General features: G+C 64.3%; 27 protein-coding genes. 18 read left to right on the forward strand and 9 right to left on the reverse strand.

Annotated elements, in window-relative coordinates; genetic code table 11:
• Positions 1–97: 97 nt before the first annotated feature.
• A complete protein-coding gene (locus N5B55_RS18320) occupies positions 98–1051 on the forward strand; it encodes an AEC family transporter (protein WP_304540930.1) in 954 nt (317 codons plus the stop codon).
• A 27-nt stretch (positions 1052–1078) separates the two neighbouring features.
• Here the strand turns inward: N5B55_RS18320 and N5B55_RS18325 are convergent, their stop codons facing one another.
• Together N5B55_RS18325 and N5B55_RS18330 are read right to left on the reverse strand one after the other, a co-directional pair.
• Positions 1079–2125, reverse strand: a complete 1047-nt coding sequence (locus tag N5B55_RS18325) for an alpha/beta fold hydrolase (protein WP_304540932.1) — start codon at positions 2123–2125, stop codon at positions 1079–1081.
• Positions 2126–2159: 34 nt separating this feature from the next.
• Positions 2160–2558 (reverse strand): cupin domain-containing protein, encoded by a 399-nt coding sequence (locus N5B55_RS18330; protein WP_304540935.1) that lies wholly within the window; start codon positions 2556–2558, stop codon positions 2160–2162.
• A gap of 327 nt (positions 2559–2885) precedes the next feature.
• Between N5B55_RS18330 and N5B55_RS18335 the strand changes: the two genes are divergently transcribed.
• Positions 2886–3137, forward strand: a complete 252-nt coding sequence (locus N5B55_RS18335) for a hydroxyquinol 1,2-dioxygenase (RefSeq protein WP_304540937.1) — start codon at positions 2886–2888, stop codon at positions 3135–3137.
• Between the two features lie 58 nt (positions 3138–3195).
• Entirely contained in the window at positions 3196–3978 is a 783-nt protein-coding gene (locus N5B55_RS18340) for an alpha/beta fold hydrolase (protein WP_304540939.1), read from the forward strand.
• Between the two features lie 122 nt (positions 3979–4100).
• On the opposite strand, the gene N5B55_RS18345 is transcribed toward N5B55_RS18340, so the two are convergent.
• Genes N5B55_RS18345 through N5B55_RS18360 form a run of 4 tightly spaced genes read right to left on the reverse strand, consistent with a single transcriptional unit; the run spans position 4101 to position 6908 of the window.
• Entirely contained in the window at positions 4101–4805 is a 705-nt protein-coding gene (locus tag N5B55_RS18345) for a Crp/Fnr family transcriptional regulator (protein ID WP_304540942.1), read from the reverse strand.
• Entirely contained in the window at positions 4798–5433 is a 636-nt protein-coding gene (locus tag N5B55_RS18350; protein ID WP_065854203.1) for a 2-hydroxychromene-2-carboxylate isomerase, read from the reverse strand. Before N5B55_RS18350 ends, N5B55_RS18345 begins: the two co-directional genes overlap by 8 nt.
• Positions 5434–5442: 9 nt before the next feature.
• Positions 5443–6117, reverse strand: coding sequence for a 3-oxoacid CoA-transferase subunit B (locus N5B55_RS18355; protein WP_304540945.1), 675 nt, complete (start codon positions 6115–6117; stop codon positions 5443–5445).
• A 29-nt stretch (positions 6118–6146) separates the two neighbouring features.
• Positions 6147–6908 carry a CoA transferase subunit A gene (locus N5B55_RS18360; RefSeq protein ID WP_009240443.1) on the reverse strand — a complete coding sequence of 254 codons (762 nt, stop codon included), beginning with the start codon at positions 6906–6908 and terminating at the stop codon, positions 6147–6149.
• Between the two features lie 266 nt (positions 6909–7174).
• Here N5B55_RS18360 and N5B55_RS18365 point away from each other — a divergent pair, with 266 nt between their 5' ends.
• Together N5B55_RS18365 and N5B55_RS18370 are read left to right on the forward strand one after the other, a co-directional pair.
• Complete coding sequence (locus tag N5B55_RS18365) at positions 7175–8392, forward strand: cation:proton antiporter domain-containing protein (RefSeq protein ID WP_304540949.1); 1218 nt, start codon at positions 7175–7177, stop codon at positions 8390–8392.
• A 43-nt stretch (positions 8393–8435) separates the two neighbouring features.
• Entirely contained in the window at positions 8436–8990 is a 555-nt protein-coding gene (locus tag N5B55_RS18370; protein ID WP_304540951.1) for an NADPH-dependent FMN reductase, read from the forward strand.
• 434 nt (positions 8991–9424) lie between these two features.
• Here the strand turns inward: N5B55_RS18370 and N5B55_RS18375 are convergent, their stop codons facing one another.
• On the reverse strand, positions 9425–10021 hold the full coding sequence (locus N5B55_RS18375) for a hypothetical protein (protein WP_304540953.1): 597 nt from the start codon (positions 10019–10021) through the stop codon (positions 9425–9427).
• Between the two features lie 375 nt (positions 10022–10396).
• Here N5B55_RS18375 and N5B55_RS18380 point away from each other — a divergent pair, with 375 nt between their 5' ends.
• A complete protein-coding gene (locus tag N5B55_RS18380) occupies positions 10397–11104 on the forward strand; it encodes a GNAT family N-acetyltransferase (RefSeq protein ID WP_304540954.1) in 708 nt (235 codons plus the stop codon).
• 9 nt (positions 11105–11113) lie between these two features.
• On the opposite strand, the gene N5B55_RS18385 is transcribed toward N5B55_RS18380, so the two are convergent.
• On the reverse strand, positions 11114–12730 hold the full coding sequence (locus tag N5B55_RS18385) for a hypothetical protein (RefSeq protein WP_304540956.1): 1617 nt from the start codon (positions 12728–12730) through the stop codon (positions 11114–11116).
• Between the two features lie 155 nt (positions 12731–12885).
• Positions 12886–13398, reverse strand: coding sequence for a FlxA-like family protein (locus N5B55_RS18390; RefSeq protein WP_154206086.1), 513 nt, complete (start codon positions 13396–13398; stop codon positions 12886–12888).
• A 260-nt stretch (positions 13399–13658) separates the two neighbouring features.
• Here N5B55_RS18390 and N5B55_RS18395 point away from each other — a divergent pair, with 260 nt between their 5' ends.
• The 12 genes from N5B55_RS18395 (at position 13659) to N5B55_RS18450 (ending at position 24944) form a co-directional block, all read left to right on the forward strand.
• On the forward strand, positions 13659–14480 hold the full coding sequence (locus N5B55_RS18395) for an ABC transporter ATP-binding protein (RefSeq protein WP_304540959.1): 822 nt from the start codon (positions 13659–13661) through the stop codon (positions 14478–14480).
• Positions 14464–15294 carry an ABC transporter permease gene (locus tag N5B55_RS18400; RefSeq protein ID WP_103519205.1) on the forward strand — a complete coding sequence of 277 codons (831 nt, stop codon included), beginning with the start codon at positions 14464–14466 and terminating at the stop codon, positions 15292–15294. The genes N5B55_RS18395 and N5B55_RS18400 overlap by 17 nt, the downstream gene beginning before the upstream one ends.
• A gap of 33 nt (positions 15295–15327) precedes the next feature.
• Positions 15328–16332 carry an ABC transporter substrate-binding protein gene (locus tag N5B55_RS18405; RefSeq protein WP_304540962.1) on the forward strand — a complete coding sequence of 335 codons (1005 nt, stop codon included), beginning with the start codon at positions 15328–15330 and terminating at the stop codon, positions 16330–16332.
• A 20-nt stretch (positions 16333–16352) separates the two neighbouring features.
• Positions 16353–17147 (forward strand): IclR family transcriptional regulator, encoded by a 795-nt coding sequence (locus N5B55_RS18410; protein ID WP_065854223.1) that lies wholly within the window; start codon positions 16353–16355, stop codon positions 17145–17147.
• Positions 17148–17218: 71 nt separating this feature from the next.
• Positions 17219–18406 (forward strand): CaiB/BaiF CoA transferase family protein, encoded by a 1188-nt coding sequence (locus tag N5B55_RS18415; protein WP_304540965.1) that lies wholly within the window; start codon positions 17219–17221, stop codon positions 18404–18406.
• A 2-nt stretch (positions 18407–18408) separates the two neighbouring features.
• Positions 18409–19263 (forward strand): citryl-CoA lyase, encoded by an 855-nt coding sequence (locus N5B55_RS18420; RefSeq protein WP_304540967.1) that lies wholly within the window; start codon positions 18409–18411, stop codon positions 19261–19263.
• Positions 19260–20156, forward strand: coding sequence for an SMP-30/gluconolactonase/LRE family protein (locus tag N5B55_RS18425; protein WP_304540968.1), 897 nt, complete (start codon positions 19260–19262; stop codon positions 20154–20156). The genes N5B55_RS18420 and N5B55_RS18425 overlap by 4 nt, the downstream gene beginning before the upstream one ends.
• A gap of 862 nt (positions 20157–21018) precedes the next feature.
• Positions 21019–21336, forward strand: coding sequence for a flagellar transcriptional regulator FlhD (gene flhD / locus N5B55_RS18430; protein WP_065854231.1), 318 nt, complete (start codon positions 21019–21021; stop codon positions 21334–21336).
• A 77-nt stretch (positions 21337–21413) separates the two neighbouring features.
• Complete coding sequence (flhC, locus tag N5B55_RS18435) at positions 21414–21974, forward strand: flagellar transcriptional regulator FlhC (protein WP_103519201.1); 561 nt, start codon at positions 21414–21416, stop codon at positions 21972–21974.
• Positions 21975–22500: 526 nt separating this feature from the next.
• Positions 22501–23361 (forward strand): flagellar motor stator protein MotA, encoded by an 861-nt coding sequence (gene motA, locus N5B55_RS18440; RefSeq protein ID WP_065854235.1) that lies wholly within the window; start codon positions 22501–22503, stop codon positions 23359–23361.
• 197 nt (positions 23362–23558) lie between these two features.
• Complete coding sequence (motB, locus tag N5B55_RS18445) at positions 23559–24506, forward strand: flagellar motor protein MotB (RefSeq protein WP_304540972.1); 948 nt, start codon at positions 23559–23561, stop codon at positions 24504–24506.
• A 24-nt stretch (positions 24507–24530) separates the two neighbouring features.
• Positions 24531–24944 carry a response regulator gene (locus N5B55_RS18450; RefSeq protein WP_009240461.1) on the forward strand — a complete coding sequence of 138 codons (414 nt, stop codon included), beginning with the start codon at positions 24531–24533 and terminating at the stop codon, positions 24942–24944.
• Positions 24945–24946: the final 2 nt, after the last annotated feature.

Below are 24946 nucleotides of genomic sequence, written 5' to 3' on the forward strand. Positions count from 1 at the left end.
TGGTGTTCCCGTTTTTGCAGAACACCCGCATGCCGTCCCGGAAGTTTCCCTGCCTCTCGTCCGCAGTGCGGGCACACCGCTGTGCAGGAGCACGGCCATGACCGCTGCCATCCTGCTCTCGCTCGCGCCGGTTGCCCTTCTGGTGGCGCTTGGCCATTGGCTCAAGCGCTCCGCTTTCATCGCAGAAACCTTCTGGCCGCAGGCTGAGCGGCTCTGCTACTACGTTCTGCTGCCGTCGCTATTCATGCATGGGCTGGCCACGGCACACATGCGGGCTTTGCCCGTGCTGCCGCTGGTGCTGACGTTGATGGGCGCGACATTGCTGGTGGCCGTCGCGCTGATGCTGGCCCGTCCGTGGATGCAGGTGGACGGAGCGGCCTTCACCTCGGTATTCCAAGGGGCAGTGCGGTTCAACAACTACGTCGGCGTGTCGCTCGCCACGGGCCTCTTCGGCGCCAAGGGGATTGCGCTGGCGGCCGTCTGCAACGCGGCGATCGTGCCGACCGTCAATCTGCTGTGCGTGCTCGTTTTTGCGCGCTATGGGTCGGTGCGGCTCACCGGCCGCGCGCTGGTGCGTCAGATCGTGACGAACCCGCCGGTGGTCGCCTGCTCGCTCGGGATTGCCATGCAGCTGCTGGGGCTGCAGATGCCTGCGGCCATCGAGCCGGCGGTGCGGGCGCTCGGCCTGGCATCGATGCCGCTGGGCCTGCTGTGCGTGGGCGCTGCGCTGAACTTCAGCGGTGTGAGGTCGTGGGCGCAGCCGGTGCTCGTGTCGTCGATCATCAAGTTCCTGGCCATGCCCGTGCTGACGCAGGCTCTTGGCCACGCGCTGGGCTTGACCGATGCCGCATTGATCGTGGCGCTGCTGTTTCAGGCGCTGCCCACCGCCTCTTCGTCGTACATCATGGCGCGCGAGTTGGGCGGTGATGCGCCGCTCATGGCCGGCATCACCGCCGCGCAGACGGTGATGGCCGCGGCGGCCATGCCGGCCGTGATGATGCTGCTGGCACTCACACGCGGATTGCCCCAAGGATTGCTCTCGGCGCTGTGAGCCGCATGCGTCGTTCGCCTCGATGCGCTACAGGTTCACCACATCCAGCATGGCTTGCACAAACGTCTTCGGTGCTTCCTGGGGCAGGTTGTGCCCGATGCCGCCACCGATGTTCCGGTGCTGGTACTTGCCCGTGAATTTCTTCGCATACGCCGATGGCTCGGGGTGCGGTGCGCCGTTGGCGTCGCCTTCCATGGTGATGGTCGGCACGGTAATGGCGGGCCCCGTGGCCAGGCGTTGTTCCAGCGCGTCGTACTTTGCTTCTCCCTGCACCAGCCCCAGGCGCCAGCGGTAGTTGTGGATGACGATATCGACGTGGTCGGGGTTGTCGAAGGCCGTGGCGCTGCGGTCGTACGTGGCGTCGTCAAACTTCCACGTGGGCGACGCCAGCTTCCAGATCAGGCGGTTGAATTCCTTGCAGTTGGCGGCGTAGCCCTGCGCGCCGCGTTCCGTCGTGAAATAGAACTGGTACCACCACGCAAATTCCGCAGCCGGCGGCAGCGGCTTGCGGTTCGCCTCCTGGCTGCCGATCAGGTAGCCGCTCACAGACACCAGCGTCTTGCAGCGTTCCGGCCACAGCGCCGCGATGATGTCCGCCGTGCGCGCCCCCCAGTCGTATCCGCCAAAGTGCGCCTGCTTGATCTTCAACGCGTCCATGAACGCGATGATGTCGGCGGCCAGCGCGGCCGGCTGCCCGTTGCGCGGCGTGTCTGCCGAGCGGATGCGCGTCGTGCCGTAGCCGCGCAGGTACGGCACCAGCACGCGATAGCCTGCCGCCGCCAGCGTGGGCGCGACTTCTGCATAGCTGTAGATGTCGTAGGGCCAGCCATGCAGCAGGATCATCACCGGGCCGTTCTTGGGGCCCAGGTCTGCATAGCCGATGTTGAGCACGCCGGCATCGATCTGTTGCAGCGTGCCGAACGGGTTGGCCTGCCCGCTGAGCAGCGTGCTTGCGCTGGAAGACGGTGCCGGTTGCGCCTGCACGAGTTCGGCCAGACCGAGATCCAGCACACCAATGCTGGCGATGGTGGTGCCCAGAAGGCGGCGACGGCGGAGGTTGACGGGGTTCGACATGGGGGTTCTCTCTTTGCGGGGAGGGGACAGCGGGTTAATGAACAAGCGTGACCAGCGGCTCACCGGACTTCACGACATACGTCGCCAGTTCCGAGGCCTTGCCGCTGCCGACATTTCGCGCAGAGTGCGCAACGCCAGCCGGAATGAACAGCGAATCGCCGGTCTTCAGCGTCACGGGGGCCTGGCCCTCAAGTCGATACTCGATCGTGCCCTGCAGGACGTGGGCGATTTCCTCGCCGGGGTGGACATGCGCGGGGGCAAACGCACGCTCATCAAAATCCACGCGCACTTGCAGGGTTTCGCGGCCGGGCACGTTCAGGTCGTGATGGACGAGGTCGGTCCGATGCACGCCGGCGGCTTGCGCAAATGCGCTGTGCGCACCCAGCGCGCCTGCGAGGACGAGCAAGGTTGCGGTCAATCGATTCGGTTGCATGAGGGCTCCAGTGGTCAACAGTGGTGACGAGGCGGGGTCTTGTTCACCTCGTTTCCAGCATTGGGCGCCCGCGATGTATCCGGTCGGTTTCACGATGCCGCCGATTTGTATTGCTTTGTAGCAACGGGCATCGATGCGCAGGGTTTTGTATGCGTTTGTATCCGGCGGCGGCTCCGGTACATGCCTAGACAAAACGGCAGCACGTCGCTACGTGGCGGATACGTCAGGCGCCTTAAATGCATTCCGTGGCCACGACGCCGGGTCAATGCAAAGCACAGCACCGGCAGGCCACGCACTCTCAATCCAACCGTTCAAAGGAAAATGATCATGACCCGCAATCTCGCCAAGACCCTCACCATTGTTGCCCTCGCTGTGGCTGCCGCCGGCGCGCAAGCCGCTTCGTCAATCGGTGCACGCGATCCGTACACCGAAGGCGCCCGCGCCGTGCAGAGCGCGGTGGATGCCTACACCGAGGGCGCGCGTTCGTCCGACGTCTATACGGACGGTGCGCGCTCCACCGACATCTACACCGACGGTGCCCGCAGCGCGAACCCGTACTACGACGGCGCGCACGCCTGACGCGGCGGCACCGCGCGACCCATCCCACTGAGAAACGCACAGAGAACAAGGACCCGACATGTTCAACCGCAAAGCCATCTCCATCGCTGCGCTGGCACTTGGCTTGACCGCCAGTACGCCCCTGCTGGCCGCTACGGCAGTCGATGCCGATCAACCTTCCGTCGTGATCGTGCACGGCGCCTTTGCCGATGGATCCGACTGGGCCAAGGTGATCCCGCTGCTGCAAGCCAAGGGCGTGAAGGTGCAGGCGGTGCAGAACGCGCTGAACTCGCTGGCCGACGACGTGGCCGCCACGCGCCGCGCCATCGGCAACCAGCCGGGCAAGGTCGTGCTGGTGGGGCACTCATGGGGCGGCACGGTCATCACCGAAGCCGGTGCGGACAGCAAGGTTGCGGGCCTCGTGTACGTGGCGGCGTTTGCGCCGGACGCCGGCCAGTCGACGGAAGAGGTCGGCAAGGACTACGCGCCCGCGCCGGGCATCGGCAAGCTGGTGGCCGATCCCAATGGCTATCTGTCACTGCCCGCAGCGGCGCTGGCGAGCGACTTTGCGCAAGACGTGCCGGCAGCGCAGGCGCGCGTGATGGCCGCGACGCAAGGGCCCATCAAGGCTGCGGCATTTGGCGAGCGCACCACGGTGGCGGCATGGCAGAGCAAGCCGTCGTGGTTCATCGTCAGCGCGCACGACCGCATGATCCAGCCGGATCTGGAACGCGCCATGGCCAGGAAGATTGGCGCCAAGGTGACGACGCTGCCGACGAGCCACGTCCCGCAGCAGTCGCGGCCGCAGGATGTGGCCAAGGTGATTCTCGATGCGGTGCACGCGGTCGAGGCGCGCAACTGAGGCTGCGCGTGCTGCCTGCGCGTCAGTTCGGGCGTTGGCCCATGGCGCGCCGGATCCTATCTTGTTGGGCCCCGATCCCAACAGGTGCGATCCGCTCTGCCGGATGAACAATGCCGGCGTCTTCAGGCGCCGTAGCTGCGCAGCCGATCGAGGTCGACGACCGTCACGCCGCCGTATTCGAGCCGGACCACGCCATCCTTCTCCAGGGCCTTGAGCGACTGGTTGGCAACTTGGCGCGTCATGCCGGAAAGCAGGCCGAGTTCTTCCTGCGTGATCTCCAGGTGATCGCCCGCGCCCGGGTAGAGCACCGGGTTGAACAGCGACGCAATGCAACGCGCCAGGCGCGGCGTCACATCAAGCAGGCGGTCGTATTCCAGCAGCGCCATGAAGTGCCCGAGCCGCTCGTTGAGCTGCTTGACCAGGAAGCGGTTGAACGCCACGCTGTTTTCCACCAGCCACATGAAGGTGGCACGGTCCATGAAGGCCATGCGCGTGTCGCGCAGCGCAACGATGTCGTAGCGGCGCGGCTCGTTCTTGAGCACGGTGCCCTCGCCGAACCAACCGCCGGCCGGCACGCCCGTAAACGTGACGCTGCGCCCCTCGGGCGACACCGTGCCGATCTTGATGAGACCCGTGACCACGCCCGTCCAGCTTTCCAGCAACGTGTTCTTTGGGCAGATGCAGGCGCCGCGCGCATAGGTTTTCTCAACGATGCCCGCGCACGCGCGGTCCGCTTCGTCCGGGGGCAGATCGATCGACCACGCCGCGATATGCGCCAGCCGCGCGCGGCTGATGCCGGGGCGCGAGCTGGGCTCGTCCTCAGCCACGTTGAATGCCCACCGGCAACGTGCTCACGCGCTGCACTTCGGGCGTGGAGAGCCAGTCGGCGCGCAAGCTTTGCAGGAACATGGCGGTCGCATCTTCACCCCAGAACAGCTCGCCTTCGTGCACCAGGGTGGGCACCCCGAACACGCCGAGGGCGATGGCCGCATCGGTGTGCGCACGCAGGGCATCTTTCACGGCGGGTTGTTCGACGGCGGCCGCGCCCTCTGCAAAGCCCACCGCCTCGCACAGCGCGGCAAAACCTTCTGGCGATGCCACATCGTTGCCGTCGCGCCAGATATGCCGGAACACCGCCCGCACGGCATCGAGCGAGCCGCCCATTGCAATCGTCAGCCGCAGCGCCTTGATCGGGTTGAACGGGTGGGCGGGCGGCATGCGAAACGGAATGCCGAGCTGCTGCGCGCGAAACAGCGCATGCCGGTACGTGAACACGCGCTTGGCTCCGATCTCCGCCGGGCCTTTCTGCCCCCAGTGATGCAGGATCGCGCCAAGCACGAGCGGCCGGGGGCGGATGACGATGTCGTTGGCCTGCTGCAGCGCGTCGAACTGTTCGAGCTGCAGATAGGCAAACGGCGAGATGACATCGAAGAACCAATCGACGGTGGCGGGCATGCAGTCTCCTCAGGCGGCGCGCATCTGCAGCAGTGGCGCCAGCGTGAAGGGCGCTGCTGTCATCGCGCGAATGTCATCGAGTGTCGCATGCGAGAGGATTTCACGCAGCACCAGCCCCGCGTCCGTCACGTCGAATACGGCGTGCTCCGTGACGATGACTTTCACACAGCGCCGGCCTGTGAGCGGCAGCGTGCAGCGCGGCAGGATCTTGGAGTTGCCGTGTTTGTCGGTGTGCGCCAGCGCGGCAATCACCTTGCGTGTGCCGTGGCAGAGGTCCATCGCCCCGCCAATGCCGGGCCACCATTTGCCGTTGCGATCGCATGCCCAGTTGGCGAGGTTGCCCAGCGCATCCACTTGCAACGCGCCGAGGATCGTCACGTCGATGTAGCCATTGCGCATCGCACCGAGCGACGTAGCAAGGTCCATGAGCGCCGCGCCGGGCATCAGGGTGATGGGTTCGCAACCGGCGTTGGTGAAGTCGCTGTCGATGGCGTCCAGCGGCGGGCGTCCGCCAAAGCCGAAGGCGCCGTTTTCGGTATGGAAGATGACGCCGGCATTGGCGTCCAGGTAGTTGGCCGTGAGCGTGGGGATCCCCAGGCCCAGGTTGACGACTTCGCCGGCGCGCAGTTCCAGCGCGCAGCGGGCGGCAATGCGTTGCTTGGGCGTTTCGGGCAGGGCTTGCATGGCGGTCTCCCTCGTTGTGGGTCTGACGATCACGCTTCGGCGGCGGGCAGGCGGCCGAGCTTCGTCCAGTGGTGCCTGTAAAGCGCATGCTGGTCATCCAGCGACAGCCCTTGCACCACCGCATTGACGAACACACCCGGGCAGCCCACGCGCTCGGGCGGAATCGTGCCCACTTCGACGATCTCGTTCACCTCGACGATGGTGTAGTCGCCGGCCATGGCGATGTCGCGCTGGTTCTGCAGTGCCGTGCCGCGAAACTCCACGTTGCCGAAGGTATCGGCGCGCCAGCCCTTGATGATCGACACGTCGGCGCGCAGGGGCGGCTCCACGAAGCAGGTCGTGCCGTCGACGGTGAGCGTCTGCTTGGGCGCGCCGCGCTTGGGGAACATCCCGGGCTGGTCGAGGATGCCCACGCCCACCGGCACGAGGGCGCCGCCCAGGCCCAGCGCTCCCGCACGCACTTTCTCGGCCCAGGTGCCCATCGGAAAGAACTCGGCCACGCGCACGGAGTCGGTCAGGTAAGCCTGCGTCGATTCGTCCGTCGTGCCGACGTGCGTGCCGATGAACTCGGCCAGTTGGCCCGAACTGAACAGTCGGGCTTTGAGAAAACCGCCGCGCAGGCCCGGCGTGTTGGTGATGAGCGTCAGTTGCCCGATGCCGCTGGCGAGCAGCGCCTCGATGCAGCAGGCCGGCTCGCCGGCGCCCACGAATTCGCCCAGCATCAGGCGGCTGCCGCTGCGGACGTGGGCGATGGCCTCGTCCACGGAAAGGACCTTGTTGGCGTAGCGCATGGGGTGTCTCCTTGGTGCCGCCCTGGGCGAGCGGGTCTGCGGCGCAGTGTAGGAGCGGTGTTTCTGCCGCGATGTCTTCTGCATGACATTTGCTCCGTAAGGTTTCGCAAAGGGCAATCCTTATAGTTGTGACGCAATGTGAACAAATGGGCGCCGCTGTTGTCGCACCAGGGCCGGCCCGGCCCCTTTCCCTTTCCCTTTCCCTTTCCCTTTCCCTTTCCCTTTCCCGCTCTTCCGTCTCTGAACCCGTCCCTTTCCACGAACGCATGCACGTAGACACCCCGCTCATCTCCACCATCATCGGTGGCATCGTGCTGGCCTTCATCTTCGGCACCATCGCGCAGCGCCTGCGCCTGCCGCCGCTGGTCGGCTATCTGATGGCGGGCGTGGTGGCGGGGCCGTTCACGCCCGGTTTCGTGGCCGATCAAAGCCTCGCACCGCAACTGGCCGAGCTGGGCGTGATCCTCCTGATGTTCGGCGTGGGGCTGCACTTCTCGATGAAGGAATTGTTGGCGGTCAAGGCCATCGCCATTCCGGGCGCCATCGGCCAGATTGCGTTGGCCACGCTCATGGGCATGGGCCTGGCGTGGCTGCTCGGGTGGGATTGGGGCCCGGGGCTGGTATTCGGCCTGGCGCTCTCGGTGGCGAGCACGGTGGTGCTGCTGAAGGCGCTGGAAGATCGCGGTATCGACACCTCGCACGAAGGTCATATCGCCGTTGGCTGGCTGATCGTGGAAGACCTCGTGATGGTGGTGACGCTCGTGCTGCTGCCGGCCTTGGCGGGGGCGCTGGGCGGCGCCGGCAGCACGGCGGTCAGCACGTGGGACATCGTCAAGGTGCTGGCCGTCACGCTTTCGAAGGTGGTGGCGTTTGCCGCGCTCATGCTGGTGGTGGGCCGCCGCGTGATCCCGTGGATGCTGGAACGCATTGTCATGACGGGCAGCCGCGAGCTGTTCCGGCTCGGCGTGCTGGCCACCGCGCTGGGCGTCGCTTATGGCGCGACGGTGCTGTTTGGCGTGTCGTTCGCGCTCGGCGCGTTCTTTGCGGGCATGGTGCTGGCCGAGTCCGAATTCAGCCAGCGCGCGGCGGAAGAATCGCTGCCCTTGCGCGACGCGTTTGCGGTGCTGTTCTTCGTGTCGGTGGGCATGCTGTTCGACCCCAGCGTGCTGATTGAAGACCCCTGGGCGGTTCTCGGCACGGTGCTGATCGTGGTGGTGGGCAAGTCGCTGGCAGCGTTTGCGGTGGTGCGCGCGTTTGGTCACGGCAACCGCACGGCGCTCACGATTTCTGCCAGCCTCGCGCAGATCGGCGAGTTTTCGTTCATTTTGATTGGGCTGGCGATCAGCCTGGAAATCCTGCCCGACCGTGCGCGAGGGCTGTTGTTGTCGGCGGCGATTTTGTCGATCCTGCTGAACCCGCTGATGTTTGCCCTGATCAACCGCCTCAAGCGCGAGGTGGCCCCCGAGCCAGCAACGGCGGATTGAGCATCAGGGCTGTCCTGAACCGTTTTGCCCCTAAGGAGCGTTCATGAGCAATCTGACTATCGGAGTGATCGTCGGGAGCCTGCGCAAGGCGTCATTCAACCGCCAGCTCGCGCAGGCGCTGGCAGGCTTGCTGCCTTCCGGCGCGACGGCGCAGCCCATCGAAATTGGGGAGCTGCCGCTCTACAACCAGGATCTGGATGCCAACCTGCCCGAGCCCGTGCAGCGCTTCAAGGCGGCGGTGGCGGGCGTGGACGCGCTGCTATTCGTCACGCCGGAATACAACCGCGGCATACCGGGCGTGCTGAAGAATGCGATTGACTGGGGGTCGCGGCCGTACGGCCAGAGCGTGTGGGGCGGCAAACCGGCGGGCATTGCGGGCGCTTCGCCGGGCGCCATTGGGACGGCGCTGTCGCAGGCGCAATTGCGCACTGTGCTCGCGGCGGTCGGCGTAAAGGTCTTACCGTTGCCGGAGGTGTTCTTCCACTTTGCGGGGGAGCCCTTTGATGCCCAGGGCGGGGTGACGGATGCGCGTACGCGCCAGTTCTTGCAGGGGTTTGTCGACCGATTCGTCGAGTGGGCGGGGCAGAAGCCTGCCTGACGAATCGATCAACCGGGGTGTTCAGGGCCGCGCGGGGAAGAGGTTCCCGCTCGGCCGTTTTGCCTGATGCCTGAGGGCAGGGCGTTAAGCCAGGAAAGCGGCGGCGCTGATGAGCCAGCCTGCTGCCACGCAGCTCGCGATCCAGGCGGCCATGACGGCGCCAATATCCAACCATTTCATCATTGTTCTCCTTACAACACTTGCATTGCTTGTTCAGGCAATCGATGTCTGAACAACTGTCACGAAGTGTAGGTGTTGCAATGCGGAAGAACAATACGAGTAAGGGTGAACAGACTGTTCCAAGAGTAACAACAAATTTCAGCGCTTGTGTGGACAGACCTGCGCTTGAGCGCCCAGGCTGGCAGGAGGTAGCCCCTTGTTGCTGCATTGCAACAAAAGAGCGGTCGGACGGCTCCGACGGCTACTTTGTGCAGCTACCTCGTGCGGAATGTCGACGCCACCAAATCGGCAAAACGGCCTTCTTCGGCAAACTCCGCAGGGTTGTCGTGGCCGGCGGTGCCAAATACGCGAAGCAGGTAGACCGCACCGTCGCCGAAGAACGCATACCCCCGCACCACGACGGTCCGCGCCGTCGAAGTGCTCCATTCGCCTTCCCAGTAAATCACTCGGCGTCCGGCAAGAACCTGCAGGGTAGGGGCCTTGCCGCGCACGAGACGGGCAGCCCAGGCAGGAAGATCGCCGTGTACGCGCGATTCCATGTGGTTCAGCAGGATTGCGAGGTCGCGTGAGCGGAGGGTTTCCATATAGTCCGGCGTGCTCTTGTCGAAATCGGACTTGCGCACCGTCACCAGGGCGAAGCTCTCTGGCGCGACGGTCTGCTGTGCAAACACCAGTCGTGACGGCCCAAACGGCGAGTTGATGGTGGCCGCAACCGACGGAATGGGCGTTTCGCTGGTCAACCGCAACGGGCCCCATGTGCGGGGCAGCGCAATGCTGGCGCTCGCGTCAATGCGTTGCGTAACCGGGTAGGCGAACTTTGGCGCTGCCCAGGTTGGCGTCCAGGGCACCATGCTAATTGCGGCGATCCATGCGGCTGCGCATGCACATCTGATGCAACCGCCGAAACGGCGGTACCACGTTGTAATGAACGGCGCCACTCGTGGGCTCCTGGCAGAAAAGATGGCGAACGATTCCGTGGGCGTGTGCATACCTACGCACAGCAATGCGTATGCCCGCGCCGATTCGCGGCGCCGTCCTACCCCCGCCCCGAACATATCGATTGGCATGCAGGCGCGCCACTGGCGTGTGGCGGGGCATCGAACGGTTTAATCCCAACGTGGGTATTGGTGTGGCTCTATCAAATCCGCCTGGCATGGCTCTTCTCATGGAGCCAACGTGTTCGGTAGTGTGCAAGGTCCCCGGTGTTTTCAATTCAGGTGTTGCGCATGGCTACCCTCAACGCATATCAGCAACCCATCGGCGCGCCGATGTCCGGCTGGACGGCCCGGCCGCTGCCGCCGCACACGCCGCTCGCCGGCCGTTACTGCAGGCTGGAGCCGCTTGACGCTGCACGTCACGCCGACGCGCTGTTCGCTGCGTTCAATGAGGCGCAGGACGATCGCGTCTGGACGTACATGGTGGAAGGCCCATTTGCCGATATCGCCGCACACCGCGCCTATATCGAGCGCATTGCGGCGAAGCGAGATCCGCTGCAGTACGCGGTGATCGACGCGCGCAACGATCGGCCGGTCGGCACGCTCGCGCTGATGCGCATCACGCCCGAACACGGCGTGGTGGAAGTGGGCGCGGTTACGTTCTCGCCGCTGCTGCAACGCACCCCGGCATCGACGGAAGCGCAATTCCTGCTGATGAAGCACGTCTTTGAAGACCTCGGCTACCGGCGCTATGAGTGGAAATGCGACAGCCTGAACGCGCCATCGCGGCAGGCTGCGCAGCGGCTGGGTTTCCAGTTCGAGGGCATCTTCCGCCAGGCGGTGGTCTACAAGGGCCGCAGCCGCGATACCGCGTGGTTTTCCATCATCGATGCGGATTGGCCGCAGATGCGGGCCGCATTCGAGCAATGGCTGTCACCGGACAACTTTGACGAAGACGGGCGCCAGCGCACGTCGCTGGCTGCCTTGCGTTCAGCCTGAAGGGCCACGCTAGGAACCGGGCGCGGACGTATCGGCGTACATGCCGCGCAGCGCCAGCGCGCGTTCGGCTTCCGGCAGCGCCAGGATGGAGTGGGAAAAGCCGATCAGCGCCTGGCAGCGCTCGGCCGGCGGCGTGGAGTGCCGCAGCGCGGCGTCGGTCAGCACGCGCTGTTGAGCCGGCGGAAGCGCAGCCACGGCCAGTTGCAGCACCGGCAGGCTTTGCGCGCGCGTGACAACCGGCGCGTGGTCCGGGTCGGCAGCCTGCATCAGGTCGGAGAACAACGTCTGCTCGCGCGTGACGAGCGTGCGCGGCAGACGCGCGGCAGCGGCGCTTGCCCCAGGCGTGCCATCCAGATAAGCGACGCAGGCTTCAGGGCTCACCCGCTGCAGGGCCTGCGCCTGCTCAAGCGTGAGTTGGGCGTTGGCAAAGAGCAATGCATTTGGGGCAGTCGGAATCAGTGCGCGATACAGCTTGCCTGTCTGCTCGCGTAGCAGCGCCATGGCTTGCGCATCCGTCACGTTGCGCTGCAGTTCTGGCCACAGCGTGTCGATCAACCGGCTGAAGTGCGCCGGGTATTTACGCTCCAACGCTGCGTACAGCGGCGCGCTGCGCAGCTCTGCGGCCAGCGCTTCGCGGGTATTCAACTGCGTGGCCATGGTTGCGTATTCGCCACCGGGCGACGCGCGCGTTACGACATGGTCGGCCAGCAGTTCCTGCGCGGTGGGAAACCACATCTGGTCGAACGGGGTGTCCTGCACGCGGCGCACAAAGGCATCGGGCAACCCGGCATCTGAATAGGCTCGCCAAAGTTCGCTGTCGGTGGCGCCGGGGCTCTGGTCGTGCTCGGCGCCAACCGCGCGCGGGCGGTGGAAGCCGAGTCGCGCGCCGGGTGCGGCGGCGCGGTCTTCGCCTGCCAGGAAGGCGATCGTGCAGGCTGAGGCGCAGGTGCGCTCAACATATGTGCGCAGATGATGTCGGCGGATGACGTCTGCCACCAGCGTCCCTTCGCGCAGCCACCCGCCTTCGGAGCGGAGCACCACGACGGTGGCGTTTGGCGCCTTGCGCAGCGCGGCCTCCAGCGCATCGGCGGCGCCATCGTTGATGCCGCCGCTGAACAGGATGGCGCGGCCATCCCGTTGCGGTATCACCGCAAATGGCGATGCGGCTTGTTCACCCAGTGCGGTGCGCAGATGCGCGCCCAGGCGGGGCCCATCGTTGACGACGCGCGAGCTGGTGCCGACAGCGCCCAGCACGATCATCACCTTGGCGATCAGCGGCCATGGGTTCGACAGGCCGGCAAGCCGGTTGCGCGCTTGCTCCCGGTCGGCTGCGCGCCAGGTGCCCACCACCGCCCAGATCCACAGCGCCAATCCCATCACGTAAATCACGAGCAGTGCGGAAGACGCGGCGCGCGCGGGGGCGTTATGCGCCAGCGCGTGCGTGACGCCGGCGCTGAGTGCCACCACGCCAAATTGCATCAGCGCGGTATGCAGCCAATACGAGCGGGCGAGACTGTAATCGCCGCGCCAGTGACGTGCAAAGAAATTGCGCGATGGCGTGCGTTCCGGATGCGGATCGGTGGGGACGGTCGGAGGCAGGGCGGCGTCGCTGGCGGCGGAGGTCATGCGTGTTCTCGATGCCGCACACAGGATGGCGGCGCGGCGATTGTCGCTGTCCGCACCGCAAGCTGGCGTCCCCTCCATGGGAGGGGGTGATGAGGGGGGCGGTCAGGCGAAGGCAACGGCGTCATCGCGAAAAAGCCGCTGCCGCGCTGCGCCAGTCAAGCCCTGACGGAAACGAGCGGCGGCTTGGCCGGCGTGATGGCCTCTGCGCTGGCGGGGTGGGCAGACTGTGCCGCCTGAGCCTGCGCTGCCTCGCGGGTGTGCTGACGGGTGTCGCTTACGGTGGACGAACCGGTGACCTTGTCTGTCGTGCGGGCCTTGGCGGCCGCATCGGTATTGGCTGTGCCCGAGGCGTTCTTGGATGCGTTGTGGCGGTTCTCCAGCCGCGTCTCCGCTTGCTCGAGGCCGTTCTGCGCCTGAAGGCGCGCGATCTGCGCCTGCACGATCTGAATCTGCTGGCTGAGCAACTGGGCCTGCTCGCGTGCCTGATCGGGCGGCAGATTTTGCGCAGGCAGATCCTGCATCGACTTCTGCAGGTTCTTGAGTTGACGCTGCAGGCGCTCGATGTCAACGGCCGAGGTGCTCCCGCTGCCCGATGCCCCGGCGGTCGCAGTAGAAACGGAAGGGGAGGAAAGTTGCATGGCCATCTCGCTGATCAGTACGCCTTTCATCGGATGGCGGGCGGAAAACTTTAGCGGTCTGGCCAACAAATCTTGAGAGGCTTCATTGTCAGTGTTCCGTCAGAAAGAATAGTATTGCTTCAGAAAGAACAAATAGACCGTGTTAAGCGCCAATATGTACGGGCGAGTTCATGTGTTCTCGGGTTGATTACGGGTTTACGCCCGTTAGCAGGGGCAATGATCGTCTATAAAATAGAATGTAATTCCATCAAACAGAACGCACAGGATCATGCGCGTTCAAGGAGACGCCCATGCTTTCTACCTCTACGGTCGCCGATGGCCGACTTCACGCCGGGTTGCCGGCGGTTCAGCTGAATCAGGTGTCGGTGCGGTTCGGCAGCTTCACGGCGGTGCAGGGCGTTGACCTGTCGATTGGTGAAGGCGAATTCGTGGCCGTGGTGGGCCCGACGGGTTGCGGCAAGAGCACGCTGCTGAATGCCGTGACCGGGCTGCTCAAGCCGGCCGGAGGCACCGTCACCGTGTTTGGGGAGCCGCTGACCGGGCTCAACGGCAATGCCGGTTTCATGATGCAGCAGGATTCGCTGCTGCCGTGGAAGACGGCGCTGGACAACGTTGCGCTCGGCCTGGTGTTCCAGGGCGTGCCGGTGGACGAGGCCCGCGAGCGCGCCCGTCCGTGGATGAAGAAGGTCGGCCTGGCGGGCTTCGAAGCCCGTTATCCGCATCAGCTCTCGGGCGGGCAGAAGAAGCGCATCAGCATGGCGCAGACGCTGATTCTCTCGCCCAAGATCGTGCTGATGGACGAGCCGTTCTCGGCGCTCGATGTGCACACGCGCCACCTCATGCAGAGCGAGCTGCTGCGGCTGTGGCAGGAAGACCGCAAATCGCTGCTGTTCATTACGCACGACCTGGAAGAGGCCATCGCCTTGGCCGACCGCGTGGTCGTCATGTCCGCCGGGCCTGCCAGCCATCCGGTTGGCGATGTGGAAATCACGCTGCCGCGCCCGCGTAACGTCTCTGAAATCAACATGTCCGACGCGTTCATCCGCCTGTATCGCGAGATCTGGTCGATCCTGGGCACCGAAGTGGAGAAGAGCCATGCCGTCCAGCACTAACACGATGCCTGCCGTGGGCCCGCAGCGCGCCGGTCTCGCGCACAAGACCAAGATCCGCCTGTTCCAGTTGGCCGTGGTGGTGGTGATGTTCGGCGCGTGGGAAGGCTTTGGCCGCGCTGGCGTGGTCGATCCGTTCTATTTCTCGATGCCGTCGTCGATCGTCGCGCGCATCTGGGAGTGGTTTACCGGCGGCGACATCTACACGCACCTCGCCATCACCCTGGCCGAGACGATTCTCTCGTTCGGCATCGGCACGCTGCTCGGCATCAGCCTCGGGTTGTGGCTCGGCTTGTCCAAGCTGGCCGCCGAGGTGCTGGACCCGTTCATCAAGGTCTTCAACGCGATCCCGCGCATCCTGCTCGCGCCCATCTTCGTGATGTGGTTCGGGCTGGGGCTCACCTCCAAGGTGGCGCTGGGCGCGACGATGGTGCTGTTCATCACGTTCTTCAATACGTATCAGGGCGTGCGCGAGGTCAACCCCGTCATCCTGGCCAACGCGCGCCTGCTCAAGGCCAGCCGCATCAGCCTGCTGCGCCATGTGTATGTGCCGTCCGCCACGAGCTGGATTCTCTCCAGCCTGCGTGCCTCCGTCGGCATGGCCGTGATGGGCGCGATCGTGGCGGAGTACCTCGGTTCATCGGCCGGCCTCGGCCACCTGATCGCGCAGGCCGAAGGCGTGTTCGATGCCACCGGCGTGTTCTCGGGGATCGTCGTGCTGTCGGCCTTCGTGATTGCGCTGGACCGCAGCGTCGACGCACTCGAGGGCAAGTTGCTGGTGTGGCGCCCGAAGGCTGATCCCGAGACCAGCGCCTGACCCCCGATACCAATAACAATGATGGAGACAACCATGAAGCGATGGATTGCGGCCCTGTTGTGTGCGGCCGTCTGTACGGCAGCCAACGCCGCCGAGCCGGAAAAGAAGGACGTGAGCCTGTCGGTCGGCTCGATGATCCTGAATTACATGCCGGTGCCGCTCACGCAGTCGCTGGGCAACTTCCAGAAGGAAGGGCTCAACGTGAAGGTGGAGAACTTCCAGGCCGGCGGCAGCAAGGCGCTGCAGGCGCTGATTGCCGGCTCGACCGATGCGGTGGTGGGCTTCTATGACCACACCATCCACATTCAGGCGCAGGGCAAGGACATTGTGTCTGTGGCGCTGCTCAACGTTACGCCAGGCATCGTGCTGGCCGTGCGGCCCGACCTGGATATCAAGACTGGCAAGGATCTGAAGGGCAAGAAGATCGGCATCACCGCGCCGGGTTCGTCCACCGATCTGTTTGCCCGATATTACGCCATCAAGAGCGGGCTGCAGGTGAACGACGTGTCATACATCGCCGTGGGTTCCGGCGCGCCGGGCATGGTGGCGCTGGATCGCAAGGAGATCGACGCGCTCGTCAATTTCGACCCCGTAGCCAGCCTGCTGGAGAAGCGCCGCGCCGGCAAGTTCCTCGTCGATACGCGCACCGATGCCGGCTCCAATGCCGTGTTCGGCGGCCGCTACCCGACGGCCACGCTGTATGTCACCCGCGACTTCATGACGAAGAATCCCGAGACGGTGCAGCGTCTGGTGAACGCCTTCATCCGCACGCTCAAGTGGATCGACGCCAGCACGCCCGAGGCCATTGCCGACAAGATGCCCAAGGAGCAGCAGGTGGGCGGCCGTGATGTGTTTGTCGATGCGTTGCGCCACTCCAAGCCGATTTTTTCGAAGGACGGCCTGATGACCGATGCCGATGCCAAGGTGGCCCTGACGGTGCTTTCCAGCTACGACGAAAAGATCCGCAACGCCAAGATCGACCTGAGTAAAACGTACACTAACCGCTTCGTCGACCAAGCCCTGAAGACGGTCAAGTGAACCGTCTCGCCCAACACGCCATGACCGCAGAGCGCCAAACCACCCAGAACGAGATCACGCCCGCCGCCAATGAGGGCGATGCCGCCACGCCGGGGCAGTCGGGTGTGGCCGCACTGGACCGCGCGTTCTCGATCCTGTTTGCGTTCCGCCCCGGCGATTACGCGCTGACGCTGGCCGAGCTGGCCGCCCGCACCGGACTCTACAAGAGCACGATCCTGCGGCTGGCTGGCTCGCTCATCCAGCATCGCATGCTGTTTCGCCTGGAAGACGGCCGCTACCAGATCGGGGCCGCCCCGTTGATGCTCGGCGCGCTCTACCAGCGCAGCATGCGCCTGGGCGACGTGGTGCTGCCGCACATGCGCGCGCTGGCCGAGGCCACGGGTGAGGCGGTGTCGCTCTACATACGCGAGCGCGATGTGCGTGTGTGCCTGCACCGCGTAGATTCGAACCATTCGATTCGCGATCACGTGCGCGAGGGCGATGTGCTGCCGCTGGAGCGTGGTTCGGGCGGGCGCGTGCTGTGCGCGTTCTCGGGCATGCAAGGCGCCACGTACGACGCGATCCGGCGCGATCACTACTACGTGTCGATCGGTGAGCGCGATCGGGAAACGGTGGGCTTGTCCGTGCCGGTGTTTGGCGTACAGCAGGCGCTGCGGGGTGCGTTGTGCCTTGCAGGCCCTGCGTCGCGCATCGACGGGGCGTTGCTGCAATCGTGGCGCGTGCCGGTGCTGGAGCACGCCGCGCAAATCACTTCCACGCTGGGTGGCGACCCCGCGCCGTTGCGTCTCGCTGCCCAGCTCATCCAGAAAACCTAGGCTCCGCCAACACGCCCAACCTCCTGAGCGGGGCGAGGGGCGGAGCCGATTGTGTAGCAGGAGTTGTTTTCATGGCTTTGCCTCTCGCGGGTTTGCGCGTGCTCGACTTGTCGAACGTGCTGGCCGGGCCGTTCTGCGGCTATCAGCTGGGTTTGCTCGGCGCTGAAGTCATCAAGGTGGAGGTCCCCGGTAATGGCGATCTCGCCCGCCGTCTGGGGGCCGATCCCGAGCAGGCGCGCCGCAAGATGGGCGCCTCGTTCGTCGCCGTCAATGCGGGCAAGCAGTCCGTCACCGTTAACCTGAAGCACCCGGAAGGGCGCGCGATCCTGCTCAAGCTGGTGGCGCAGGCCGATGCGCTGATCGAAAACTATCGCCCCGGCGTGATGGACCGCCTGGAACTCGGCTACGACGTGCTGCGCGAAGTGAATCCGCGTCTCGTCTATTGCGCCATCTCGGGCTTCGGCAAGGATGGCCCGCTCAGCGGCAGACCGGCATACGACCAGATCATCCAGGGCATTTCGGGCGTGATGAGCGTCACGGGCGATGACGAATCCGCGCCGCTGCGCGTGGGTTACCCGATCAGCGATACGGTGGGCGGCATCACGGCTGCGCTGGCCGTCACCGCCTGCCTGCTCGGCGCGCAACGCACGGGGCAGGGCTGCATGGTAGATGTATCGATGCTGGAATCGACGCTCGCCACCATGGGCTGGGTCGTCTCCAACTACCTGAATGCCGGTGTGACGCCGCACCCGATGGGCAATCAGAACTTCACGGCGGCACCCTCCGGCACGTTCCGCACGCGCGATGGGCTGATCAACATCGCGGCCAACGAAGACAAGCAGTTTGCCGCGCTGTGTCGCGTGGTCGGCCATCCGGACCTTGCCACCGATGCGCGCTTTGCCGAACGCCATGCACGCAAGGAACATCGCCAGCAACTCAATGACGCACTGGAGGCCGCTCTGGCGGCGCGCTCGGCTGCCGAATGGGAACCGCTGCTGATCGAGGCCGGCGTTCCCGCCGGGCTGGTGCTCGACGTGCCTGGTGTGCTCGCGCACGAACAGGTGACGGGCCGCAACTTCGTCACCTCCTTCCCGGAAGCCGGGCAGCACGTGACGCGCGCGGGCTTCCGACTCTCGGGCGAAGACCCGTGCCCGCAGACACCGGCGCCATTGCTCTCCGCCCATACCGACGACTGGCTCGCCAGGCTCGGCTACCGCCACGACCAAATCGAAGCCTTGCGCGCTGAAGGCGCCATCTGATCATGACGACCGCACCGACACAGGACGCCGCCGGCCTCGCTGCCGATTACTGGCGCACCGACATCATCGACATCGAACCGGGCCGTATCCACGTACGCGGCTACCCCATCCAGGAACTGATCGGCCAGATCGGTTTTGCCGAAATGATCTGGCTGATGCTGCGCGGAGAGTTGCCTGCCAAGCGCCAGGCCGCCTTGCTGGAAGCGGCGCTGGTGGCGTCCGTCGATCACGGTCCGCACGCCCCATCCATTGCGATCGCCAAGATGGCGACGAGCTGTGGCCTGCCGCTCAACGGCGCGATGGCGTCTGCGTTGAACGCGCTGGACGACGTGCACGGCGGCGCGGGGCAGCAGGCCGTCGAGCTGTTCCACGATATCGAGGCGCGCATGTTCGAAGGGGCCTCGCTGGAGGCGGCCACGGCGGCCGGTGTGGATGCGTTCATCGCCGCCCATGGCAAATACCTGCCGGGCTTCGGGCATCGCTTCCACCCGGTCGACCCGCGCGCCGGTCGCTTGCTCGCGCTGGTGGACGAGGCTGCGCAGGACGGCGTGGTCGGCGGGCGCTATGCCGCCATCGGCCGCGCCATCGAAGCGATGCTCTCCGGCCGCAAGGGCAAGCCGATTCCGCTGAACATCGACGGCGCCACGGCCGTCATCTATGCAGAACTGGGTTTTGCGGCGCCGCTGGCACGCGGCGTGTTCTGCCTGTCGCGGGCCGTCGGCATCCTGGCGCACGCATGGGAGCAAAGCAGCCGCGGCGAGCGCAACAAGGGCCCGATGCCGCGCCAGCTGCCGTACCGCTATACCGGCCACGGCACGCGGCACCTGGCGCAAGCCGAGCCCGCCACCGCGCCATGACGTATTTCAACTGGCCCATTGTGGAGACGACCGTCTTTGCGGAGATGCCGCCCGCGCTGCGTCTCCCGGTGCCGACCGAATGGTCCCGCGCCAACAAGGGCGGCGCGCCGGTCGATTGCTTTCTGGAAGGCCCATGCTGGGACGCGCACGGCAATCTGTGGCTGGTCGATATTCCGCACGGCCGCATCCTGCGTGTCTCTGCGCAGGGCGATTGGGATGTGGTGGCGGAATACGACGGCGAACCGAACGGTCTGGCGCTTCGCCACGACGGCACGCTGCTGATTGCGGACTACAAGAACGGGTTGCTGTCGCTGGACCCCTCGACCGGCGCAGTCACGCCGTTTCTTACGCGACGCAACAGCGAACGCTTCAAAGGCCCCAACGATCTGATCGTCGCCCGCAACGGCGATGTGTATTTCACCGACCAAGGCCAGACCGGCCTGCATGACCCGACTGGCCGTGTGTATCGGCTGCGTACGGACGGCCGGCTCGACTGCCTGCTCGCCAATGGCCCGAGCCCGAACGGTCTGGTATTGACGCCCGACGAATCCGCGTTGTTCGTGGCCATGACGCGCGACAACGCCGTCTGGCGTTTGCCGCTGCTTGCCGACGGCAGCACCAGCAAGGTCGGCCGCTTCGCGCAGTTCTACGGCACCAGCGGCCCCGACGGCATGGCGATGGATGCTGCCGGGCACCTGTTCGTCGCGCATGCATCGCTGGGCGCGGTGTTTGTTGTCTCGCCGCATGGCGAACCACTGGCGCGTATCGCGTCGTGTCGTGGGCGCACCACCACCAACGTCGCTCTCACGCCGGACGGGCAATCGCTCGTCATTACCGAATCTGCCACGGGCACCATACTGCGCACCCGCTGGACCCCGCCCCGCCACGACTGAGCCCAGGCGCGGGCCATTCACCGTACCCGCGTTGTCCTACAGCTGTCCTACAAGCGGGGCGGCTGTCAAATCGTCAAAATTCCCACGTTTTTTCCTTTCCGAGAGGGCGATGCGGCACTTTTTTCCGCGCTGCATCAAAGGAAGTGCGGCATGCGTCTTTCCCAGCCCGGGCATACTCGCTTCTCACCCAATTTTTGTATCGATAAGGGATACGCGTAACTTTTAAGTAGACAAAAGGGTAGGAGTCGTCCTACAAAGCCGCCATTTTTCTGTAGGACCGTTCCTACAAAACGAGCCCGAAACGGGTCGGAACTGTCCTACACGGCGTGTAGGAGTGGGTCAGAAGTTTCCTACAAGCGGTTAACCCGGCATCCAATGCTCACAGTCGCAGAAGTGCGACGCCTTCTTTGTTGATTTTCGACAACTTTAGGCAATTTAATTGCTATCTTTGGCCGTTCGTTGGGGTAAATACGTGTCAAACACCCGCTTTAGCGCATGGTCCACCCAGGGCTGTTGCGTCGGCAAAGGCTTCATCCGCAACGTTTATTAACAGATTTGTAGGAAAAATGCCTACAAAAAAACGGAATACCTCACCCCTCCAACGTAGGGGTCCCCCCTTCTTTACTTACCCTGGACCTCAAACCACAATGTGTTCAACAGAAAACAACTTCGCCATGTCTTTAGCGACGTGAGTAAGAAGGGGCAGGAAGTGCCGGCAACGGCGCCGACTGCAGGAAACATCCGATCTGTGGGGATTGGTGAACAGCCCGGCGAGGGTAGGTGCAAAAAAATAGCGCCAACCGGGCATCACCATGCGAGACCGGATGCAAGTTGTACTTTTACTGCACACGACGGGACATACATGGACACGCAAGACATTGTTTCCGAGATCAGCGAACTGAATCTCACCTATTTGATGCTTGCCCAGCAGATGCTGGCCAAGGATCGTGATGCCGCACTGTTTCGCCTCGGCATCTCCGAAGAACTGGCTGACATCCTGCTGACGATGTCGCCCGCGCAGATCGTCAAGCTGGCCAGCACGAACATGATGCTGTGCCGCTTCCGCTTCGACGATCACGCCATCCTGGGTCTGGTGACCCAGCCGCACCGTGACAAGGGCCTGCAGCAATCGCAAATGTCGATTCTGCTGGCACGTCAGGCGGTTGAGCAGATCAACTGAACTGTTTGCGGCGGGTTTTCCGCCGGGTTCAGAGATTGCACCTTGGGATGAGTAGCAAGCGTAGCGGGAGCAGTGCCATGCGTCACACCAGCGTCATGAATGAAGTTGAGCAGATCCACCTCGCAGCGGAATTGATTTCGCTCGGTGCCCGTCTGCAATTGCTGGAACAAGAAACCACGCTCAGCCGTGAGCGTCTGGTCAAGCTGTACAAGGAAATTCGTGGGGAATCGCCGCCCAAGGGCATGCTGCCCTTCTCGGCAGACTGGTTCCTGACGTGGTCGCCGAACATCCATTCGTCGATCTTCCTGAACATTTACCGTTTTCTGGGCGAGAACAGCCGCAGCACCGGGGTGCGCCGTCTGATCTCGGCCTACAAGCTGTACCAGGAACATATTCACGTCCACGAACAGGAAGAGGTGCTTTCGATCACCCGCGCGTGGATGATGTTGAAGTTCTTCGAGGGGAAGATGCTGCACACAGTGAAGTGCAAGCGCTGCACCGGCCATTTCGTGGCCCACGCGGACGACCTGCACCACGATTTCGTGTGCGGTGTGTGCCAGCCGCCGTCACGCGCAGGGAAGAAAAAGCGCGTCGCTGCTCCGGTTGATGCGATCGCAGAAAAGACGGTCGACGCCTGATAACGGCATTGCAGGGTACGGGAACACGGGAACACGGGACTTGCAGAACCGCCGGGGGATGGACAAAAAAGGGCGGACGGGAAAAGAAGGTAGCAGTACGGGAAATACGGGAATAGCCGCGCAGATCGGCACATAAAAACACAAAGAACAAAAGAGCAACGAATACAGAGCAGGACAAGCACAGGGGCTCAGGCAGGACAAAAGGGGAAGGGGGTAGGCCGGTCGCGGGAAACTGCGGACCGGCATTTTTTTGCCGCCGCGCGTAGAAGAGGGGCGAAAAGTGGGGACGGAAAGCGATTTCCGTCCCCTTTTTCTTTGCGTTTGCCTAGGGGCAAGCCTTCTCTGAGCCGGGTGGCGCTCAAGCCCCCCGATTTGTTGCCGTTCTTGGGGAAGAAGGGCGCGGCGGCAGGGTTTTTCGAGCACCGCGCAGCAGCAAAAGCCGGCGCTGAAGCCTTCAGTTAACCGGGGGGATGCCGATATTCCCTCTTGTATTGATCGAAGGATCGCCCATTCAGGAGTTCGCCCCGTGTTAGTTGCCATCGGTTACATCGTGATTCTCGCGTCGGTGTTCGGCGGCTACATGCTGGCCGGAGGACACCTCGGGCCCTTGTTCCAGCCGACTGAGCTGCTGATCATCTTCGGCGCCGGTATTGGCGCTTTCGTGGTCGGCAACGACAAAAAGGCCATCAACGCCACCGTCAAGGCCCTGCCGGGCCTGTTCAAGGGCTCGAAATACACCAAGGCCCTCTATATGGAAGTGATGGCGCTACTGTATGTGGTGCTCTCCAAGATCCGCCGCGAAGGGATGATGTCGATCGAAGCCGACATCGAGAACCCGCACGAAAGCGCGCTGTTCGCCAATTACCCCGCCATCCAGGCCGATCACCACGCACTGGATTTCATCTGCGATTACCTCCGCCTGATGGTCGGCGGCAACCTGAATCCGTTCCAGATCGAAGCGCTGATGGATCAGGAAATCGACACCCACCACCACGAAGCCGAACAACCGGCCCGCATCATCACCAAAGTGGGCGACGCCATGCCGGCCTTCGGCATCGTGGCCGCCGTGATGGGCGTGGTGCACACCATGGGCTCGGTCGGCCTGCCGCCGGCAGAGCTGGGCAAGCTGATCGCCTCGGCGCTGGTCGGCACGTTCCTCGGGATCTTGCTGGCGTACGGTTTCATCGGGCCGCTGGGTTCGCTGCTGGAGCAGCGCGCCGAAGAATCGACCAAGTTGTTCCAGTGCATCAAGGTGACGCTGCTGGCCAGCATGAACGGCTACGCCCCGGCAATTGCCGTGGAGTTCGGCCGCAAGGTGCTGTTCTCGACCGAGCGCCCGTCCTTTGCCGAGCTGGAAGACCACGTTCGTGGCGCCAAGACAGCCTGAACCCACTCATGATCCTACTGCGCGCCCCGATCTTGGCCCTGCGATGCTCACCGTACCCGTGTACGGCTGCGCTTCTCGCGCCAACCTCGGGCCTGCTCGCTACGGATCCTGAGCGGGTTCAAAACGATATTTACGACCACAAGAGCACAGCCAACGAGCTGCGCCACTAACCACACAGTACAAACCGGGAGCGGACCATGAGCAAGTCCAGCACGCCGACCTTCATTGTCATTCGGCGCAACAAGAAAGGCGGACACGGCCACCACGGTGGCGCGTGGAAGATCGCCTACGCCGATTTCGTGACCGCCATGATGGCGTTCTTCCTGCTGATGTGGCTGCTCAGCTCGGTGACGAAGGCTGAGCTGTCGTCGGTCGAAACGTATTTCCGCACGCCGCTGAAGGTGGCGCTGTTCGGTGGCGCCGGTTCGGGCGACCAGTCGAGCATCCTGCAGGGCAGCCCGGCGCTCAAGCAGAACATGCCGCAGCCGAACCCGAGCCCGAGCCCGACCGTCCAGCGCCAGCGCAACATCCGCGATGAATCGGACGATGCGGCGCTGAACAAGCTCAAGCAGAAGATTGCCGAGATGGTCGAGACGAACCCGGTCATGAGCCAGTTCAAGCACCAGTTGCTGATCGACATGACCACCGAAGGCCTGCGCATCCAGATCGTCGACCAGCAGAATCGTCCGATGTTTGCCAACGCCAGCGCAGAGGTGCAGCCGTACATGCGCACGATCCTGCGCGAGCTCGGTTCGGCACTGAACGACGTGCCCAACCCGATCAGCCTGTCGGGCCACACCGACGCCACGCAGTACGCCACGCAGCATGGATACAGCAATTGGGAATTGTCGGCCGACCGTGCCAACGCATCGCGACGCGAACTGGTGGCGGGCGGCATGAAGCCCGAGAAGGTCAGCCGCGTGGTCGGCCTGGAGGCATCGGTGCCACTGGACAAGACGAACATCTACAACCCGATCAATCGCCGCATCAGCATCGTCGTGCTCAACGCGCGCGCAGCTGAAGCCGTGCGCTCGGGTGGGGTCGAGCCGGTGGCCGACCTGCGCAATGACGGCAAAGACACGCTGACCGACGCCGCTGCACGTGCCACAGGTGTGGCCGATGCGGTAAGCGCGGCCAAGCCATAAAGAGCGCCGAGGGGGAAACAGTCAATGAGCGAGAAACACATCCTGGTGGTGGACGATTCCACGTCGATCCGCCGCATGATTGCCGCGTGCCTGCGCGAGTGCGGCTTTGCCGTGACGGAAGCCGGTGACGGCACCGCCGCGCTGGAAGCCGCGCGCGCACTGGCCCAGGGCAGCCACCACCTTGTGATTACCGACCAGGTGATGCCGTCGATGGACGGCCTGACCCTCATCCGCGCCCTGCGCACGTTGCCGGCCTACGCCGACACCCCGATCCTCATGCTGACCACCGAGGCAGACAGCACGATCCGCGACCAGGCACGCGCTGCTGGTGCGACGGGCTTCCTGCCCAAGCCGTTCGACCCTGACGGGCTGACGGATTCGGTGATGCAGCTGCTCGAATGGCACGCGCAGACCCACGGGTCTGCATCGACGCATTAAAC

Source organism: Ralstonia pickettii (genome assembly GCF_030582395.1).
GTDB lineage: Bacteria > Pseudomonadota > Gammaproteobacteria > Burkholderiales > Burkholderiaceae > Ralstonia > Ralstonia pickettii_D.